11 protein-coding genes are annotated in these 17,291 nt (G+C 59.1%); 5 read left to right on the forward strand and 6 right to left on the reverse strand.

The features are described from left to right. Positions 1-97: 97 nt before the first annotated feature. Together hmuQ and hutX are read left to right on the forward strand one after the other, a co-directional pair. A complete protein-coding gene (gene hmuQ / locus BM399_RS15735; RefSeq protein ID WP_092868698.1) occupies positions 98-448 on the forward strand; it encodes a heme-degrading protein HmuQ in 351 nt (116 codons plus the stop codon). Between the two features lie 5 nt (positions 449-453). Next, complete coding sequence (gene hutX, locus BM399_RS15740; RefSeq protein WP_092868699.1) at positions 454-975, forward strand: heme utilization cystosolic carrier protein HutX; 522 nt, start codon at positions 454-456, stop codon at positions 973-975. A 76-nt stretch (positions 976-1,051) separates the two neighbouring features. On the opposite strand, the gene BM399_RS15745 is transcribed toward hutX, so the two are convergent. The 3 genes from BM399_RS15745 to BM399_RS15755 all read right to left on the reverse strand — a co-directional run bounded on the left by BM399_RS15745 (position 1,052) and on the right by BM399_RS15755 (position 4,495). Next, entirely contained in the window at positions 1,052-2,422 is a 1,371-nt protein-coding gene (locus BM399_RS15745; RefSeq protein WP_092868700.1) for a sensor histidine kinase, read from the reverse strand. Next, the gene (locus BM399_RS15750) at positions 2,409-3,086 is read right to left on the reverse strand and encodes a winged helix-turn-helix domain-containing protein (RefSeq protein ID WP_092868701.1); all 678 of its coding nucleotides are present in this window, start codon (positions 3,084-3,086) and stop codon (positions 2,409-2,411) included. The genes BM399_RS15745 and BM399_RS15750 overlap by 14 nt, the downstream gene beginning before the upstream one ends. A gap of 143 nt (positions 3,087-3,229) precedes the next feature. Continuing rightward, complete coding sequence (locus BM399_RS15755; protein ID WP_092868702.1) at positions 3,230-4,495, reverse strand: multidrug effflux MFS transporter; 1,266 nt, start codon at positions 4,493-4,495, stop codon at positions 3,230-3,232. Between the two features lie 510 nt (positions 4,496-5,005). Between BM399_RS15755 and BM399_RS15765 the strand changes: the two genes are divergently transcribed. The 3 genes from BM399_RS15765 (at position 5,006) to BM399_RS15775 (ending at position 10,652) form a co-directional block, all read left to right on the forward strand. Next, positions 5,006-5,566 (forward strand): LabA-like NYN domain-containing protein, encoded by a 561-nt coding sequence (locus BM399_RS15765; RefSeq protein ID WP_092868704.1) that lies wholly within the window; start codon positions 5,006-5,008, stop codon positions 5,564-5,566. A gap of 722 nt (positions 5,567-6,288) precedes the next feature. Next, on the forward strand, positions 6,289-9,453 hold the full coding sequence (locus BM399_RS15770) for an efflux RND transporter permease subunit (protein WP_092868705.1): 3,165 nt from the start codon (positions 6,289-6,291) through the stop codon (positions 9,451-9,453). Positions 9,454-9,467: 14 nt separating this feature from the next. Then, entirely contained in the window at positions 9,468-10,652 is a 1,185-nt protein-coding gene (locus BM399_RS15775) for an efflux RND transporter periplasmic adaptor subunit (protein WP_092868706.1), read from the forward strand. Positions 10,653-10,746: 94 nt separating this feature from the next. Here BM399_RS15775 and bcsS read toward each other — a convergent pair whose 3' ends face one another. From bcsS to BM399_RS15790, 3 genes are all read right to left on the reverse strand, one after another. After that, positions 10,747-12,168, reverse strand: coding sequence for a cellulose biosynthesis protein BcsS (bcsS, locus tag BM399_RS15780; RefSeq protein WP_092868707.1), 1,422 nt, complete (start codon positions 12,166-12,168; stop codon positions 10,747-10,749). Positions 12,169-12,363: 195 nt separating this feature from the next. Next, positions 12,364-16,458, reverse strand: a complete 4,095-nt coding sequence (locus BM399_RS15785) for a Pls/PosA family non-ribosomal peptide synthetase (RefSeq protein ID WP_092868708.1) — start codon at positions 16,456-16,458, stop codon at positions 12,364-12,366. Further along, positions 16,355-17,248: a 4'-phosphopantetheinyl transferase family protein gene (locus BM399_RS15790; RefSeq protein ID WP_092868709.1), complete on the reverse strand. Its 894-nt coding sequence runs from the start codon at positions 17,246-17,248 to the stop codon at positions 16,355-16,357. The genes BM399_RS15785 and BM399_RS15790 overlap by 104 nt, the downstream gene beginning before the upstream one ends. Positions 17,249-17,291: the final 43 nt, after the last annotated feature.

Raw genomic sequence — 17,291 nt, forward strand, 5'->3', positions numbered from 1 at the left:
AAAATGCGTCTTAGAGCAACTCTCGCAGCTCTGAGATGACCGGCGGACCGGAAATCCCAGCTCCCGGTTCGCCGTTTTCTCACAAGAAAGGTGCCAAATGTACATCGCGATGAACCGATTCAAAGTTGAGCCCGGCCTCGGAAAAGATTTCGAGCAGCTGTGGATCGCGCGGGAAGTGCACCTGCATAAAGAACCCGGTTTCGTGTCGTTCCACTTGCTTCGCGGACCCGAGCGCGAGGATCACCTTCTCTATTCATCGCACACGGTGTGGCGTTCGTTCGCAGACTTCGAGGCGTGGACGAAATCTGAATCGTTCCGCAAGTCGCACTCCAGCGCCGGAACGACGAAGAAGCTTTATCTCGGCCATCCCGAGTTTGAAGGTTTCGAAGCGATCCAGGAAGTTCGCGCCGACGGTTCGAAGTCGGTGTTCGCAGCGGCGGCCGAGTGAGTAGCATGAGCGAAACTCTGACATCCGAAGCTGCCGCGCGCCCGCCGCTCCGCGAGCGTTTGGCGAAGAATGCCGACGGTATCCTCGAGCAGATCGCCCGCGAATACGGCGTCAGCACGTTCGAGGCGGTCGAAGCGCTTCCGGATGCGCACCGGGCCATTGTTCCCGGCAGCGCCTTCGAGAAGATATTGACTGCTCTGACCGCGTGGGGGCCTGTGGTCTTCATCGTTCACACGCCCGACATCGTGCTCGAATGCGAAGGGCCTATCCCGCCCGGCACAATCGGCCGCGGATATTTCAATCTGCATGGCGACAGCCCCATCGGCGGCCATATCAAAGCAGAGAACTGCACGCACATCGTCTTTGTTTCACGTCCCTTCATGGGGCGGGAGTCGCGGTCGGTTCAGTTCTTCAACGGTGCTGGCGAAGCGATGTTCAAAATCTTCGTCCGCCGCGACGAGAAGCGCGAATTGATCCAGGAGCAAGTTGCGCTGTTCGATGAGCTGAGGAAGAGCTTCGCGGGCTAACACGCGTCGCTCAACGGAAATTTCCAAGGGGCGCATCAAAATTGCGCCCCTTAATTTTTGCGGCCGCTGCCGCGGCTCACATGCTCGGGAACCTCACTTCGGCGCGGAGGCCCGGCGCATTGTCGAAGAGTTCGATCTTTGCCGAATGAAGCTCGACGATCGCCGCAACGAGGCTGAGGCCCAAGCCGCTCCCCTCGGTCGAGCGGGCACGCTCCAACCGGTAAAGGCGACGAAACACATTCACCCGTTCGTGCTCCGGGATACTCGGTCCCGTGTCCGAGACTTCGACGACGTGCACGGCGCCGCGCGAGGAGAGTCGAATCGTAATTTCAGTGCCCGCCGGGCAATGGCGAATGGAATTCTCGACGAGGTTCGCGACGAGCTGAACGAGGAGTTCCGGATCCCCCCGAACGTACGCTGGTCCCATGCACTCGCTGACGTACTTCAGCTTGTCGCCCGCGTCCTCCGCCACGACATCGTAGACGTCGCGGACATCGGCGAGCAGAAGCGAAAGATCCACCATTACGAAGCGCGATTTACGAGCGCCCGCCTCGATCTGCGTGATCCGCAGCAGCGCGTCGAATGTTTCCGATATGGAATCGATATCGCCGAGGGCTGCATCGATTGCGTTTTGAAACTCCGCCTTGTCTTCCCCGTTGCGCGCGTCGTCCAGGCGTTGGCGCAATCGGCCGAGCGGCTTCTTCAGATCGTGCGCGATGTCTGAGGATGATTGATTTACGTTCTCGATCAGTCTCTGCAAATCGCCCAGCATGCGGTTCACTTGCAGTGCGACCTGGTCGATGTCGTCATGCTGTCCGGAGATCGGAACGCGGGCGGTGATTTCGCCTTGTGATACCCGCGCGAGGGGCCGAGCGAACGCATTGATGCGATGTTGCGCTTCACGTGCGAAATACGCCGCGCAAAGAGCCAGCGCCAAGGCGGCCGCAACCACGCCGTAGGCGAGCAGCTTCAGCAGAAACGATTTCATCTGCTTGACTTCGCTATTATCGCTGCCGACGAGCAGCCGCCCTTTGACGAGGGGCCTCCATATTGCGAGAAATTCGTCGTCGGGCTCACCGCGATCGAGGGTGAGAAACACGTCGGAACGCTTCAACGTCATCCATTGCTTCGAATCTTTAACGCCCCGAACATTGCCCGCCAGAAAATTGCCGTTCTTGTCGACGAGTTCCATGATGAAGTCGGGATCGCGGACGGATTCGCTTTCGCTGGCGACGAGGGCGACGAGATCATCGAACGTGCGCTCGCCGTCGAGAGCTGCGAGGGAATCGAGTGTCGTCTCGACGCGGTCGCGAATGTCGGTCACGAGACGCTCGCTGGCGACGAAATAGACTGCCGTGAAAAGCGCCAATATCGTCGTTAGGAAGAATAGCGAGAACGTCGCCGCCAATCGAAACGGCGTCCGTTTGAAGAGGTCACGAGCCGTCATGGACCGTGTATCCGCTCCCACGAATGGTGTGGATCAGCTCTTTGCTGTAGGGCTTATCGATCTTGGCGCGCAGCCGGGAAATGTGCGTTTCGACGACGCTCGTCTTCGGATCGAAATGGAAGCTCCAAACGCGCTCCAACAGCATTGTGCGCGTCACGACGCGACCGCGATTGCGCATGAGCACTTCGAGCAGGCGAAACTCACGCGGTTGGAGATCGATGATATCCCCCCCGCGCGTCACCTTTCTGCTCACGAGGTCGATCTCGAGATCGCCGACCTTGAGGCGCGTCTCTTCACCTTTCGTGTGCGGGCGGCGGGCCAGCGCGTTGACGCGGGCGAGAAGCTCGGAGAACGCAAATGGCTTGACGAGGTAATCATCGGCGCCCGCATCGAGACCTTCGACGCGATCGTCGACGCCCCCGAGGGCCGTCAGGAATAATACGGGCACGCCGCGTCCGGCACTTCGAATTGTCTTGATGATCGCGAGGCCGTCGAGGCCCGGAAGCATGCGATCAAGGATGATCACATCGTAATTCTCGGCGACGGCTTGGGCGACCGCATCGCGGCCATCGGCGAGGTGATCAACCGTATGACCTTCTTCCTCAAGGCCCTTCAAGATATATCGTGCGGTATTCAAGTCGTCTTCAAGCAGCAGAATTCTCATGTCCGTACTGCCCTCGCGCCTCGGGATCGAGCCGTCAGCAATGACCGTCGCCGCCGCAGCATGTAGTACACGAGGCGATGGGTGGCCAGTGCGAGATGGCTCCTAGGCGCTCGTTACGTAAATTTTAGGTGGCAAACCTCATATTACGCCGGGCGGTTTCGTCCGAACAGGCCCTTCGAGCCCTCGACATAGACGACAATGAGGGCCGCAATTATGCTGCATACTGCAAATCCAGCCGTTATCGGAAAGATCGAGCCGTCGAAGGATGCACCGACGAACCCGCCCGCAACGGCGGCGATGGCGGTCCCAAGCGAGCCGATGACCGACGATGCCATCCCAGCATTGTGACCTTGCGGCTCCATGGCGAGTGCGTTGAAGTTCGGCGCAATCAATCCGAATAGGAAAAACTGAACGCCGACAGCCGCCGCGAAGAACCAAAAGCCGGCCACGCCCAACGCGGCCGCTATTGCCAGCAGAACTGCAACGCCGATGAAGGCGACCAGCGCCCAGTGCGACACCCACCGCATTCCAAGCCGGCCGACAAGACGCGCGTTGGCGAATGAAGCGAAAGCGATCGTAGACGCGAGCGCGCCGAAAATGACGGGAAAGATCTCGCCCATGCCGAACACGCCCACGAATACCTGCTGGGCGCTCGCGACATAGGCCAGCAAGCAGCCGAACATGAAGCCGCCCGCCACTCCGTAGCCCGATGTCTGCGGATTGAGGATGGCGGCCATCAGCGATTTTCCGAGCGTCATCGCGCGGTCTGTCCCAAGTGCGGGGCCGGCGGTTTCCGGTAATCTCGCACCGGACCAGACCGCCGCGAGCACCGCCATCGCCAGCAGCACGGCGAAGATCCAGTGCCAGTCTCCGAAAAGAACGACGGCCTGCCCGATGGAGGGCGCGAAGACCGGGATCATGATGAACACCATCATCGCAAACGACATCACCCGCGCCATTTGCCGGCCGCTATAGAGATCTCGAACGACCGCGACGGCGATGATGCGTGGAGACGCTGCGCCGACGCCTTGAATAATGCGGGCGATCAGTAGCGTTTCGAACGTTCCTGCCAGAATCGCCCCGAGGGTTCCCAAAATGAAAATCGCGAGGCCGGTCATAAGCACCGGCTTACGGCCAAGGCGGTCTGAAAGCGGGCCGAACAACATCTGGCCCACCGCGAACCCGACCATATAGAGAATGACGACGAGCTGCCGGTCGTTGTCCCTGACGACGCCGAAAGTCGAGGCAATTTCCGGTAACGCGGGCAGCATGATGTCGATCGACAACGCGGTCAGCGCCATAAGCGCGGCGATCAGAACGACAAATTCGACAAACGGAATCGATAACGAAATAGCCGGTGTGTCCGGGCGCGACGCTTGAATGCGCGCCTCCCGTTCTGACGTGGTCATGTGATGGTCCTGAAGCCTTTTGCGGCTGATACGGGGCAACGCCCGTCGCTCAGCGTTGAAATCGCGCGAACGCGGCATCTGTCTCGTTGCCGCTTTTTCGGGCGCTGGTTAGCACGCGGCTCCCCGTTCGTCACCCAGCTGGTCCATGGCATTTCTGCGACGAAAGGGCGGACGGGCGGCACTACACGCTCGCGAGCGCCCGCAGCGCCCGTCGCGCAGAGATTGGCCGATCGCCACATCAACTTCGCTTTCACCACGTGATATATTTTTTTTATAAACGTGGAACCAATTGGTGGGTGCAATCAATGGCCTTCGTCCCAAAATTCGTGCTGTCAAATTGACCGAATTGGCTGAGACTATTCATTGGAAAAATAATTGCCACTCGACCGAACGACGCGACGATCGATCAAAACGAACGTGACCGAGAGCCGACAACCATTGACAATCGGGGATATAGACTGAAAATACTCGGTGCGAGGATTCTTCTGCTGCAGGACTCGGAAACCCCTCATGCATTTTTATCCGACTGAGCGGGTCGCGTTATTTATTGATGGCGCCAACCTTTACGCCGCGGCGAAATTGCTCGGATTCGACATCGATTACAGGAGATTGCTCCGGCTTTTTAGGAGCAAGGTGCAGCTTGTAAGGGCGCTCTATTACACGGCGATTGCTGACGAGCAGCAATATTCGTCAATACGTCCTTTGATCGACTGGCTCGAGTATAATGGGTTTTCGATGGTGACTAAGCCATCGAAAGAGTTCGTCGACAGCGCGGGACGGCGCCGCATCAAAGGCAATATGGACATCGAGCTTGCCGTTGACGCGATGCGGCTTGCGGGGAATCTCGATCACATCGTGATCTTCTCCGGCGACGGCGATTTTCGCAGTCTGGTCGCTGCCCTGCAGCAAATGGGCAAAAGGGTAAGCATCGTGTCGACGCTGCAGACGCAGCCGCCGATGATTGCCGACGAGTTGCGGCGTCAGGCCGATCAATTCCTGGATCTCGCCGATCTCGAAAAGGAGATTGGCCGCGCTCTCAATGGCAAGGGAAGCCCGCAAGGGGAGCTGTAAGCGCTCGCGCCGCGCCGTGAAATTGTCGTTTCACTTTTTTGGTTCCGGCGCTTTTGAAAAAATTGCCGTACGCTCTCTCGGGCTCGCGCACGGGCGGCAATCGTCACAAACTGTGAGTCCCATCTGCTTTTGTGGCCGGGATCGGTCGAACTTTGCGGCAAATCAAACTCACAGTATCGGCAATCGGATTTCCCTGGTTTCATATGCTCGTCATTTGTCGATCTCTCAAAGTGCATTGCCCATAACGGCCCTGGTTCTGATCATTGCCTGATCTCGCAGCCTGTCTGCCCGTCTGATCTTGAGTTCTGCGCTCGTGCGGCGCTTTTTGATCGGTCTCGGTGCAGCATTATTCGTGGGGTCTAATTTCATTGAGAGCCGATCGCTGCCAGCGATCAATCATCGGGCATTTTTCCCGAGCCGCCGGCAGGTGAGCCGGCCCAAATTGCGGGCCATACGACATATCGCCACGCAGCTCAGGGATGATTTGTGGCCGCAAAGATACGATTGTCGGCAGAAGAGGCCATGAAACGTGGCGAACCCAGCAGGGTTTCCTACTTTTCATCAGACGGACCGTCAGGCCGCAGCATATTTACCTCGCCCAAAGATCGTCTCAATGGCCGCTTGAGGTGAGACAGGTTTAAAGGCTTTAAGAAGGGCAAGCGATCCTAAAACGGGACACCCAAGCCGCCATCTGCGGCTACCCGCATTAATGTGGACGGCGCATGGTCAACTTCTTCATCCACCGGCCCATCTTCGCCTCGGCGATCGCCGTCATCATGGTTCTGGCAGGGACCATTTGCTATTTCCTGCTGCCCGTCTCGCAACTTCCTGACGTCACGCCGCCGCAAGTCGTCGTGAGCGCGATTTATCCGGGCGCCAGCGCCCAGGTTGTTGCCGATACGGTCACGACGCCGCTCGAACAGCAGATCAACGGCGTCGAAGGAATGACGTACATGTCGTCGTCGAGTTCCAACGACGGCTCTTCGAACATCACGATCACATTCGATGTCGGTTATCCGCTCAGCATCGCCGCCGTCGACGTCCAGAACCGCGTGGCAGAAGCTGCATCTTCGTTGCCGCCCATCGTCAACCAAGCCGGCATCTCGATCAGGAAACAAAACCCGAATTTCGTTTTGATCGTCAATTTGACGTCGCCGGATCAATCCGTCGATCCGGTTACGCTCAGCAATTACGCCTATCTTCAGATCGTCGATCCGCTGAAGCGGCTGCCGGGCGTGGGCGACGTGCAGATATTCGGCGAACGGCGCTACTCGATGCGGTTGTGGCTCGATCCTGACAAGCTATCCCAGCTTGGGATTACGGCTGTCGACGTTCAGAACGCGGTCGCGGAACAAAACATTCAGGTCGCGGCCGGAAAGATCGGTCAGTCGCCGGCGCCGCCGGGGACGCCATTCGAGATGCAGGTCAACGCGACCGGGCGCCTGAGCAATCCGGAAGAATTCGGAAATATCGTCGTGCGGTCTAATCCGTCGACGGGCGCCATCGTGCGCCTTCGGGATGTCGCCCGCATCGAGCTTGGGGCGCTTCAATATTCGTCATCGGCATTTTTCGGCAAAGACCCTTCAGTCGTGCTTGCCGTATTTCAGATGCCCGGATCGAACGCGCTCGATCTGCAGGAACGCGTGCTGACCAAGATGGACGAGCTGTCGAAGCGGTTCCCGAAGGGGATCGCCTACGGCATGCATTATGACACGACCCGTTTCGTTTCGGCGGCCATGCATGACGTGGTTTTCACGCTGCTCGAGGCGTTGATCCTGGTCGTTCTCGTTGTTTACATCTTTCTACAAAGCTGGCGCACGACGATCATTCCGACGATTGCCATACCGGTTTCGCTGATTGCGACGCTCGTGATCATGCACGTGCTCGGATTCTCGCTGAACATGCTCAGTCTTCTCGGCATGGTGCTAGCGATCGGCCTCGTCGTCGATGACGCCATCGTGGTCGTGGAGAATGTCGAGCGGCAGCTGGAAAACGGTCTCAAGCCAATGGCCGCGGCTTTGAAGGCCATGTCGGAAGTGACGGGTCCGATCATCGCGACGACCGGCGTGCTCATGGCCGTGTTCATTCCCGTGGCTTTCATCCCGGGCGTCTCGGGCCGTCTCTATAATCAGTTCGCACTGACGGTCGCGATTTCAGTGGGAATATCGGCTTTCAACTCGTTGACGCTAAGCCCGGCGCTGGCCGCGGTCTTCCTTCGCCATCGCGGTCCGCCATCGTTCGTGCTCTTTCGGTGGTTCAACGCCGGCTTCGACCGGATTTCGCACGGCTATGCACACCTGGTGCACTTCATGATACGCATCCGCTGGGTGATGCTCTTTCTTTTTGCGGCAGTGCTCGGCGCCACGTATCTGATCTCCCAGCGCATTCCTTCGACATTTTTGCCCGTCGAGGACCAGGGATACTTTTTCGTCGTCGTCCAGCTGCCGGACGGGGCTTCGCTCGAACGAACCGATGCTGTCGCCAAGAAGGTCAGAGACATTCTGGAAAACACTCCGGGCGTCGATATCGTCGGCTCGATCAGCGGCCTCAACTTCCTGACGAACGCGGCGCAATCGAACTCCGCCGTCGAATTCGCCATTCTCAAGCCATGGAACGAGCGGCCACCCGAGCAAAGCGCGTCGCGTCTGGTGCAAGCGGTTCGCGGCCAGCTGCTCATGATTCCCGAGGCCGTCGTGCTCAGTTTCGACCCGCCGTCGATACCGGGCCTTGGGACGACGGGCGGATTTGAATTCCAGGTTGAAGATCTGACGGGCCGCGGCAGCGCTGCCCTCAACGACGCCACACAGGCGCTGATTGCAGAAGCCCGCAAACAACCGGAGCTCGATGCGCAGCAGCTCTTCACGTCGTTTTCGACCTCGACGCCGCAGTTCAACTACGATCTCGATCGGTCGAAGGCGAAACTGCTGGGGCTCAATCTGCCGGACGTATTCAACACGCTGCAGATCTATCTCGGTTCGCTCTATGTGAACGACTTCAACCTTTTCGGGCGCACGTTCCGCGTGACGCTGCAAGCGGACACCAATGCGCGCGCCGATCCGTCGAGCCTTTCCCGGCTTTACGTTCGCAATGCGACGGGCGGAATGGTGCCGCTCAGCACGCTCGGCACGCTAAAGCCGATCGTCGGGCCCGAGACGGTTCCTCATTACAACAACTATGCTTCGGCACTGATCAACGGCGGTCCCGCGCCGGGGTACAGCACCGGGCAGGCCATTCAGGCGATGGAACGCGCGGCTGCGGCAGCGCTCCCTCGCGACTTCGGTTATGAATGGACAGGCATTACCTTCCAGGAACTGAAGGCGGGTTCGATCGCCCTCGTCGTCTTTGGGTTGGCCAGCATTTTCGTGTTCTTGATCCTTGCCGCGCAATACGAAAGCTGGTCGATGCCGTTCATGGTGCTGCTTGCAGTGCCGCTCGCGCTGTTCGGCGCGCTCCTTGCGATCTGGGTCCGCGGCCTGCAAATCGACGTCTATTCGCAGATCGGATTCGTCATGCTCATCGGTCTTTCGGCGAAAAATGCCATTCTGATCGTCGAGTTCGCGAAGAGGCGGCGTCTCGAGGGCTTGTCCATCGTCGAGGCTGCGATGGAAGCGGCGCGGCTCCGGTTGCGCCCGATATTGATGACCGCATTCGCCTTCATTCTTGGCGTCGTTCCGCTCATGATCGCGAGTGGAGCGGGCGCCGCCAGCCGGCAATCGATCGGCACGACGGTTTTCGGAGGAATGCTGGCTGCGACGCTGCTTACGCTGCTGTTCGTTCCGGTGTTCTACGCGGTCATCGAAGAGTGGCGGGAAGGGCGTGATGCCCACACTTCCGGGAAGGTCGACACATCAGGCAGCGATGCTTCGCATCCGGCTGCCGCCGAATAGACAGGGATTTCGCGATGCGCCTTTGGAAGATCATTGGCTTGGCTTTGCTGGTTGCCGCTGGCAGTGCGGCCTACGTTCACCGGCAAGAAATCGAGAAGCTTGTCGCCTCGCTCGAGCAGCCGGCGGCCGAGCAGCCTCAGGCCGCTCTCGTCATGCCCGTACCGGTCGCGCCTGTCGTCAAACGCCCGGTGAGTATTTATCTGGAATATCCGGCGCGGACGGAATCCATTCGTGACATCACGCTACAGGCGCGGGTTTCAGGTTACGTCCAGAAGCAGGTTGTTCCCGATGGCGCGGACGTCGCCGCCGGCGACCTTCTGTACGTGATCGATCCGCGGGATTATCAAGCGGCCCTCGATCGCGCGAAAGCTCAGAAGCAGCGCGACATCGCCGCCCGGGAATACGCCAGCTCCAGTCTCGAGCGTGGGTCGGAACTCACCAAAAGCGGGTGGCTCGCCAAGGATACTTTCGATCAGCGATCGAGTTCGCTGCGCCAGGCCGACGCCGCCATAGCGATTGACGAGGCCGCCATCCGGGAGGCCGAGCTCAATCTCGAATATACCGAAATCCGTGCGCCGTTCGCCGGGCGGCTGGGCAAGAACCAAGCGGCGATCGGTGCGCTCATCAACGTCGCAGGTGCGGTCCTCAATACGCTGGTCCAGATCGATCCCATTTATGTGACGTTCAATCCGAGCGAGGCGGATCTCGGCGCCATCCAGAAAGTTCATGCCAGCGGCCAAACTGCGGCCGAGATCTTCGTTCCCGGGAACGACAAGGTGAAGCACAAAGGCACGATCACGTTCATCGACAATAGTGTCGACCGGCTGACTGGGACGCTCACGGCGCGCGCCACCATCGCCAACGCCGATCGCGCGCTCCTGCCGGGGCAATACGTTCGCATCCGCATTCATGCCGGCGAGGACGCCAATGCCCTGATGGTGCCCCAGACCGCGCTCGGCTCGAGCCAGCTCGGCAAGTATGTGTACGTGGTCGGCGAGAAGAACATGGCGGAGCAGAAACTGGTGACGACAGGCCCGACGGATGGGGATCTCATCAGCGTCGTCGGCGTGAACGAGAAAGATCTCGTCATCACTGGGAATCTGCAAAAGATCGGGCCTGGATCTCCGGTGCAGCCTCTTACCGCTCCACCACCGCAGGCCGGCGAGAAGCGCACTGTCACCACCGGTGCCGTCAATTAAGTCCGAATAGCGCTCAAAGAGAAAGGCGCGGCCAGCTCATGTAGAGCACAGCACGCGCCTTTTTATACGTCTCGGGCTTGGCTTCGCGCCGCGTTTAGAAATCGACGCGCAGCATCGATCCGCCGTAAGCACCTTCGCCGCCGGCTCTCGTTTCGCCGCTGTTGTTCACGAACTGCTGGCCGACGTTGAAGGTCACCTTGGCCGGCAAACCACTCCACCAGAGATGGAACGGGATCGTTGCGAATGCGCCGACGCGCGTCGCGATATCACCCTCGTCACTGTAGATGGAGCTTTCAGGTCCGAAGATGAACGTCTTCGCGTTGTAGCCTACGCGAGCTTCCGCGTAGTAGGAGTTGAAGGCGGTCGAGTAGCTGCCTTCCAAGCTTCCGTACAGCGGGCTTTCATCGTCGGTCTCGAGTTCGACCGCGACTTTGAAGCCATCAGCGCCGCCGCGAACGTCGTTGTTCGGGTCAAAGGGTGACAGATGGACGTTGCGCACCTCGTAGCCGAGGTAGGCAATGGCGCTCCAGTTGGAGAAGACCCATTGATAGCCGAGCATGATGTCGAGCGACCGGTCGTCCGCATCGACCGTCGAATTGACCGGCTCACCCGCCTGATAGCTGTAATCCGCGATGATGCCCTGCGTCCGGAGCAGGAAACCATTCTTGTAAAGATCGCCGCTCAAGCCGAAGACAGTACCGCCGTACCATGCGACCGAGTCGTTTGCTGCGTCGATGCCGTTGTAAGTGATGACCTTCGGGCCGCGATCTTCCGTGATCGGGTCGGGGTTCAAAACTTTCGAGCGGTCGAGCTTATAGACGAGCCCTGCCTGCACCGTCCAAATCGAGGGAACTTCGCGGTCTACGAAATCGACCCCGTCAACGGTGCCACTATTCGTAATTCTGCCTGAGAAGTCCGAATAACGCGCCTCGCCGCGCAGATAGAAGTTATCGGAAATTCGCCGCTCGACGCCGCCACCGACAAAATAGCCGCCGAAGTTCTGGCCGCCCTTGCCGTGGGCCGTCGTATCGTCGGTGTCGATGTCCCACCATCCATCATTGGAGAAGTGAGCCTGCGTGTAACCGCCCGTCGCGTAGACCAGCGTCTGCTCGTTGACCAGGATGCCGGCGCGCGCGCCGATCGCCCATGAGCGATCGATCGTCATCGCGTTGTGAATGTCTTCGTTGCCGCGATTCAATTCGGAGACCGAGAAGTCGGCGAAGGCGCCGACGACGTAGCGGCTGCCTACCTGACGGTCGATACCATAAATCAGCGAGACCAGGCCGCCATCGGCGAACTCGTTCCTGGACGAGGTCGTGTCCTCGCTATCGTGATAGTTGTTTTTCGAGTGGTTGTGCCCGAAGCCGCCGCTAACTCCGAAATATATTCCCGACCAGCTCGGCGCTTCGACCTGAACTGGCGTGTCCTTCAAAGAGAAAGGTCCATCGGCGAGGGCGGGTGCGACCATCGCGGGCATAGCCGCTCCGCACGCCATTGCCGCAAAAAGCTTCTTCATTGGTCTTCCTCAAAGCGCAAAGTCGCGAGCGCAGACGACCATCCTCAATACGAAGATGTCGAAACACCGTCTGGTACTTCTCTAAGGTATCGAGGGAATGTGATTCGCGTGCCAGAGTCGAGTTTGAACGTCAACGATCAAATGCGTAGGCGCCGCAGTGATGTCCGCGGTGCCACAGTTTCACATTAGTTGTACTCACACGGAGACGTGTATCAACTCGTTTTGCTTTTTCACCAGCCGCGCTGGCCTCCTATGTTGTGCATAAGAGCGGCCGTCGACGACCCGCAGATTGTCGCTTATGGCGACTCTTGCCTTAGGCGCGGCAAGAGGCTCGCACGGTGTGCCGTGCCAGCGCGTTCCGGCCGGCAGGACGTCGCCTTTCATCAGGACCGATAGGGCACCGAGGTTCGACGCGGCGTGCATTTCCGTTCCGTAGAGAACGACCGCCATATTGCCGACGGTGCAGCCTTCGCCGATTTTGATGCGATCGGCCTTGAAGACGCGATCCTCGAATAGATGGTTCTGAATCGTCGCGCCGACGTTCAGGCACGCGCGGTCATCGATGTCGACGAGATCGAATTCGGAAAAGAGGGTCGTTTCGAGATAGCACCACTTCCCGATTTTGCAGCCCATCATGCGCAAGCACGATGAGATGAACGGCGTTCCCATCAGCGGCGTCATGGTTGTCGCCGCCACTGTTTCGTACACGCCATTCACGAGCTCGTTGTTCCAGATGAACCGGCACCAGAGGGGCTTCACTGTCGGCGCGATACGGCCGACGAACAGCGCCTTGACGAGAGCCGTGAGTACTATGGACCCGGCCGCAAGAGCCGCCGCGACAAAGGGAATGCCCGCGACCACGACCCAGAGCGGCAAGGTGCGATAGCCGATGACAAGATAGCTCGTGAACGCGATGCCTTCCGCGGCGACGATAAAGCCCGGCAATAGTATGCGAAGGGTATCGGTCATCGTCCGTGCGATCTTCGCGCCGAGCGCCGGCTTAAAAATTTCGGCGTCGTTGAAGCAAACATTGCGTTGCGTCTGCGGGAGAGCAAACCCAGGCGAACCCAGCCAGCGCGTATCGTCGGGAATTTCAGTGGCGTTCGCTGGCGGCGTCGACGCAACGCCGATCAACGCGTTGTCGCCCACGGCATGACCGCCCGGAATGAGCGCACTGTTGCCGATGAAAGAGCGCGAGCCGATGCGCACTGCTCCGATCTCGACTGTACCGGCGTTGAGCCGCTCTCCGCCGATGAGGCAAGCGTCGGCCAGGAAGCTCCCATCGCCGACATCGAGGAGACTAGGCACAACATGCGAGACGGTTGAAACTTCCGAGCCAGCGCCGATCTTCGCACCCAGGGCGCGGAGAAAGACCGGGCAGTAGACGGTCGCGTAAACCGGCAGCAGGATGGTCTTCGTGTTCTTCAGCAGATAGCTGACGAACCAATGCCTCAGGTAGGCGAGGCTGAAGACCGGCATTTGGCCAGCCTCGGACGGCTGGAGCAGGGTGACAAGCGTAATTGCGCCGAGCGCGTAGGTCAGGACTCCGACCGGTACCGCGATGAACGCGCCGATCGCGCCACCCAGAGGTCCGCCGAACGACAGTCCAGCCGCGATGATGATGGCGGATGGGATGATCGTCGCGATCAGAAAATATCCCATCACGTAAATAAGCGCGAGATGCAGCACGCCGAACGTGAACGTTCGCAGCAGCGTTGGCGAAGGCGTCGTCGCTTCCGGAGTTACGACTTCGGCCAGCAGCGCGGGCGATCCGCGACGGCATTCGTAACTTCCCATGGCGGTGCCGTCGGGCAGCGAGGACATATCGTCGAGCCGTGCACCGTCGCCCATGCTCGTGCCGAGACCGAGACTGCAGTGCATGCCGATGAAGCAATTCTCGCCGATATCGACCGGTTCGATAACGAGGTAGCCGTCCTCAACGCGATATCCGAGGATCTGGCTTTCGAGACCGATGCTCGAACCGCGGCCGATCGAGACAACGTCGTAGGCGCCGCACAGAGATGTCGACAGCGAGACGTTGCGGCCAATCTTGGCACCCATTGCGCGCCAATAGAGATTCATCAACGGCGTGCCCGCGAACATGTCCGACCAGCTCAAAGCTTGGAAACGCGTCACAAACCACCATCGGAAGTAATAGAAGCTCCAGAGTGGATAGCGGCCAGGCTTGACGCGACCGATGACCAACCACTTGAGCGCGATGCTCAAGAACAGCATGCTCGGCCAGATGGCGAAGCCGACCACCGTCGAGATTTGCGCTGCGCGCTGCCACGTGATCTGACCGTCGACCACGGCGGTCGCTATCAGCACCATGTACGCGAGCGGCGCTAAGAGAATGCCGTAATAGGCCGCGATGCTCAAAGCCTGGAGCGACACCGTCGTCCAGCGCATTAGCGGATGCACGCTTTTGAAGGCTTCCTTTGATACGTCCGCCCGGGCCGGGTTTTCCTGTTTTTCTGCGCCCATGCGGCCTTCGAGAACGGAGGCGAGTGCCCGTACGGAGCGATGCTCGTAGAAATCGCGAACCGAGATTTGAACGCCGGCGATGGCTTCACGAACGAGGCTCGCGCATCGCGATGCCAAGAGTGAATGTCCGCCGAGATCGAGAAAGAAATCGTCGGTGACCGAAATGCTCGGTAGGCGAAACGCTTCAGACCAAGCCGCCGCGATGCGCGCCTCGAGCTCGCTCGCAGGAGCGACGACATTGCCGAGGCCCTTCAGCAGCGTCTTGGGCTGGGGCAACTTTTTCCGGTCGACCTTGCCGCTCGTCGACATCGGAAGCTCGGCGATGACATCGAGATATTGGGGCACCATGTAAGCGGGCACGCGCCGTCGCAGCAGTTCGTCGACCGCTTGACGATCGAGGCTTTCGTCCGCTCCGTGACAGACGACGAAAGCCGCAAGCTCCTTGATGTCGTCTCCGACCGCGATGACCGCAGCCGCCGCGGCCTTGATTTGAGGATGCTCCATCAGGACGGCTTCGATCTCGGAAAGCTCGATGCGAAAACCGCGGAGCTTCACCTGATCGTCGAGGCGCCCGAGAAAATAGAGTTCGCCTTCATGCCCGAGCCGCACATGATCGTAGGTGCGATACAATCGGCCTCTCTTTGCCGGTTCGAATGGATCGGCAATAAAGCGCTGATCGGTAAGCGCTTCGAGATGCATGTAGCCGCGTCCGACGCCAGCGCCGCCGATGAACAGCTCGCCGTTTTCGCCCGGCGCCACGGGTTGAAAATTTTCGTCGAGGACGTGCGTGGAATAGCCCGGCAGAGGCTTGCCGATGGCAACCGGCTCGCCGCTTACACACTCATGCCAGGTCGCAACGACGGTCGCCTCCGTCGGGCCGTACGTATTCAGCATGCGGCGTCCCGGCTTTGCCCATCGCGTCACCAGCTCTTGCGAGCAGGCTTCGCCGCCAAGAACGAGCGTCGTCACCGTCGGAAGATCGCGATCGATCATCGCGAGCATCGTCGGCACGGTCGAAAAATAGCTGATCTGCATGTCGTCGATAAATTGGGCGACGTCAGCCGGCGACCTTTCGACTTCTTCGGGCGGAACCACCAACGTTCCGCCGCGAGAAAACGCAGCCCAGATTTCTTCCACCGATGCGTCAAAGGCGGTCGAAAATCCCTGGTAGATGCGGTCGTCCGCCGTCACCTTGTAGACTGAGCGCAGCGATTTGACGAAAGCGACGACGTTGCGATGTTCGATCATCACGCCCTTTGGGCGACCCGTCGAACCCGATGTGTAAATAATGTAGCTCAACGCACTCGGGTGGATTTCCGCATCGAGCAGAAGGTCGACGGATTCGTCCGATTGCCCGGCCAGAACGTGCCGTTGGCGGTCAACCAGCAGGAGCGGCGTCACGACTTTACCTTCGATCACGCCTGCGAGTGCATTTTCCGAGATGATCAAACGTAGCTGCGCATCGTCTTCGATCGCGCGGATACGCTCCAACGGCGAACGCGGATCAATCGGCACATAGGCGGCGCCGGCTTTCAAAATGCCGAGAATTGCCGCGTAAAGCTCCGGCGATTTCTTAAGATAAATTCCGACGAGATCTTCAGCGCCTATTCCGCAAGAAACCAAATAATTGGCTATGCGATTTGCGGCCGCATCAAGTTCTTCATATGTGAGCGTTTCACCCGCAAATTCGATTGCAGGATGATCAGGCCGCCGCTGCGCTTGGAATTCGAAATAGTGGTGGAGGAGCCGCGGCTCTCTTGTTCGCCCAGTTTCCAGCGAATGCCAATTTGGTTCGTATACTGACACGGGCTTCCTCGAGGGGCTGACGCCACGAGCCCCTTTCTTTGCGGCCGCCCATTGCGACGGCCACGGAAAGTCGATGCCCTTGGCATTTGGCGATCCATGTCCGGAACGTTACCGGTTCGCCCTGGGGGTTCGGATGTCCCGACCAAAGGCGATCGTTGCGGAGATCAAATGCAACTGTCGATGCTTCAGCAATTCCGGTGCCAAGCATCTTGAGGTAGGCTTCTTTGAGCGCCCAAAGCCGAGAAACCGCCGTTTCCCGCTCCCCCACAGCCATCGATTTCAGTGCCGTCTGTTCGTCAGTCGTGAAGACGTCAGAAAGCCATGTGTCATTCGTATCAACGATGGCGTTTTCAATATCGATACCAACTGGGCCGCACGTAGATACAGCGACAACCGACGCCAAACGCGTGTGAGAACAGCTGAAATTCAAACTGCCAGCGTTGTTCGATAGCGTTGGTTTTCCCCAGGCTGACCTTTTAAAACTCCACTCGTGTGCTGCCGTCCGGCCGCCGACACTTTCAGTCAGTGCTTTCCGAAGAACGGCACGCGTCGCAAGCGAACGACGACGCATTTCGACGTTACGTATCGAAGCAAATTCGTCGATGTCAGCTTGGGCCAGTGTCCCGAAATGCTCCGTAAGGTTACTTGCGGTAGCGTGTGGCACGTACCAAATTCGTACACCCGGGAAATCGTGCTCGGCCTCGAACGCGTTAACAGAGATTTCCACCTCTGCGCCGCGCGCGGGCGGGCCTTGGGTTAATTTCCCCGGAAAAGAAAATAGACGAGCCATTTTGCAATCAATGCAGTCGAACACAGACGCGCGTCATCGCGGG

It is taken from the genome of Hyphomicrobium facile, from assembly GCF_900116175.1.
Taxonomy (GTDB): Bacteria; Pseudomonadota; Alphaproteobacteria; order Rhizobiales; family Hyphomicrobiaceae; genus Hyphomicrobium_B; species Hyphomicrobium_B facile.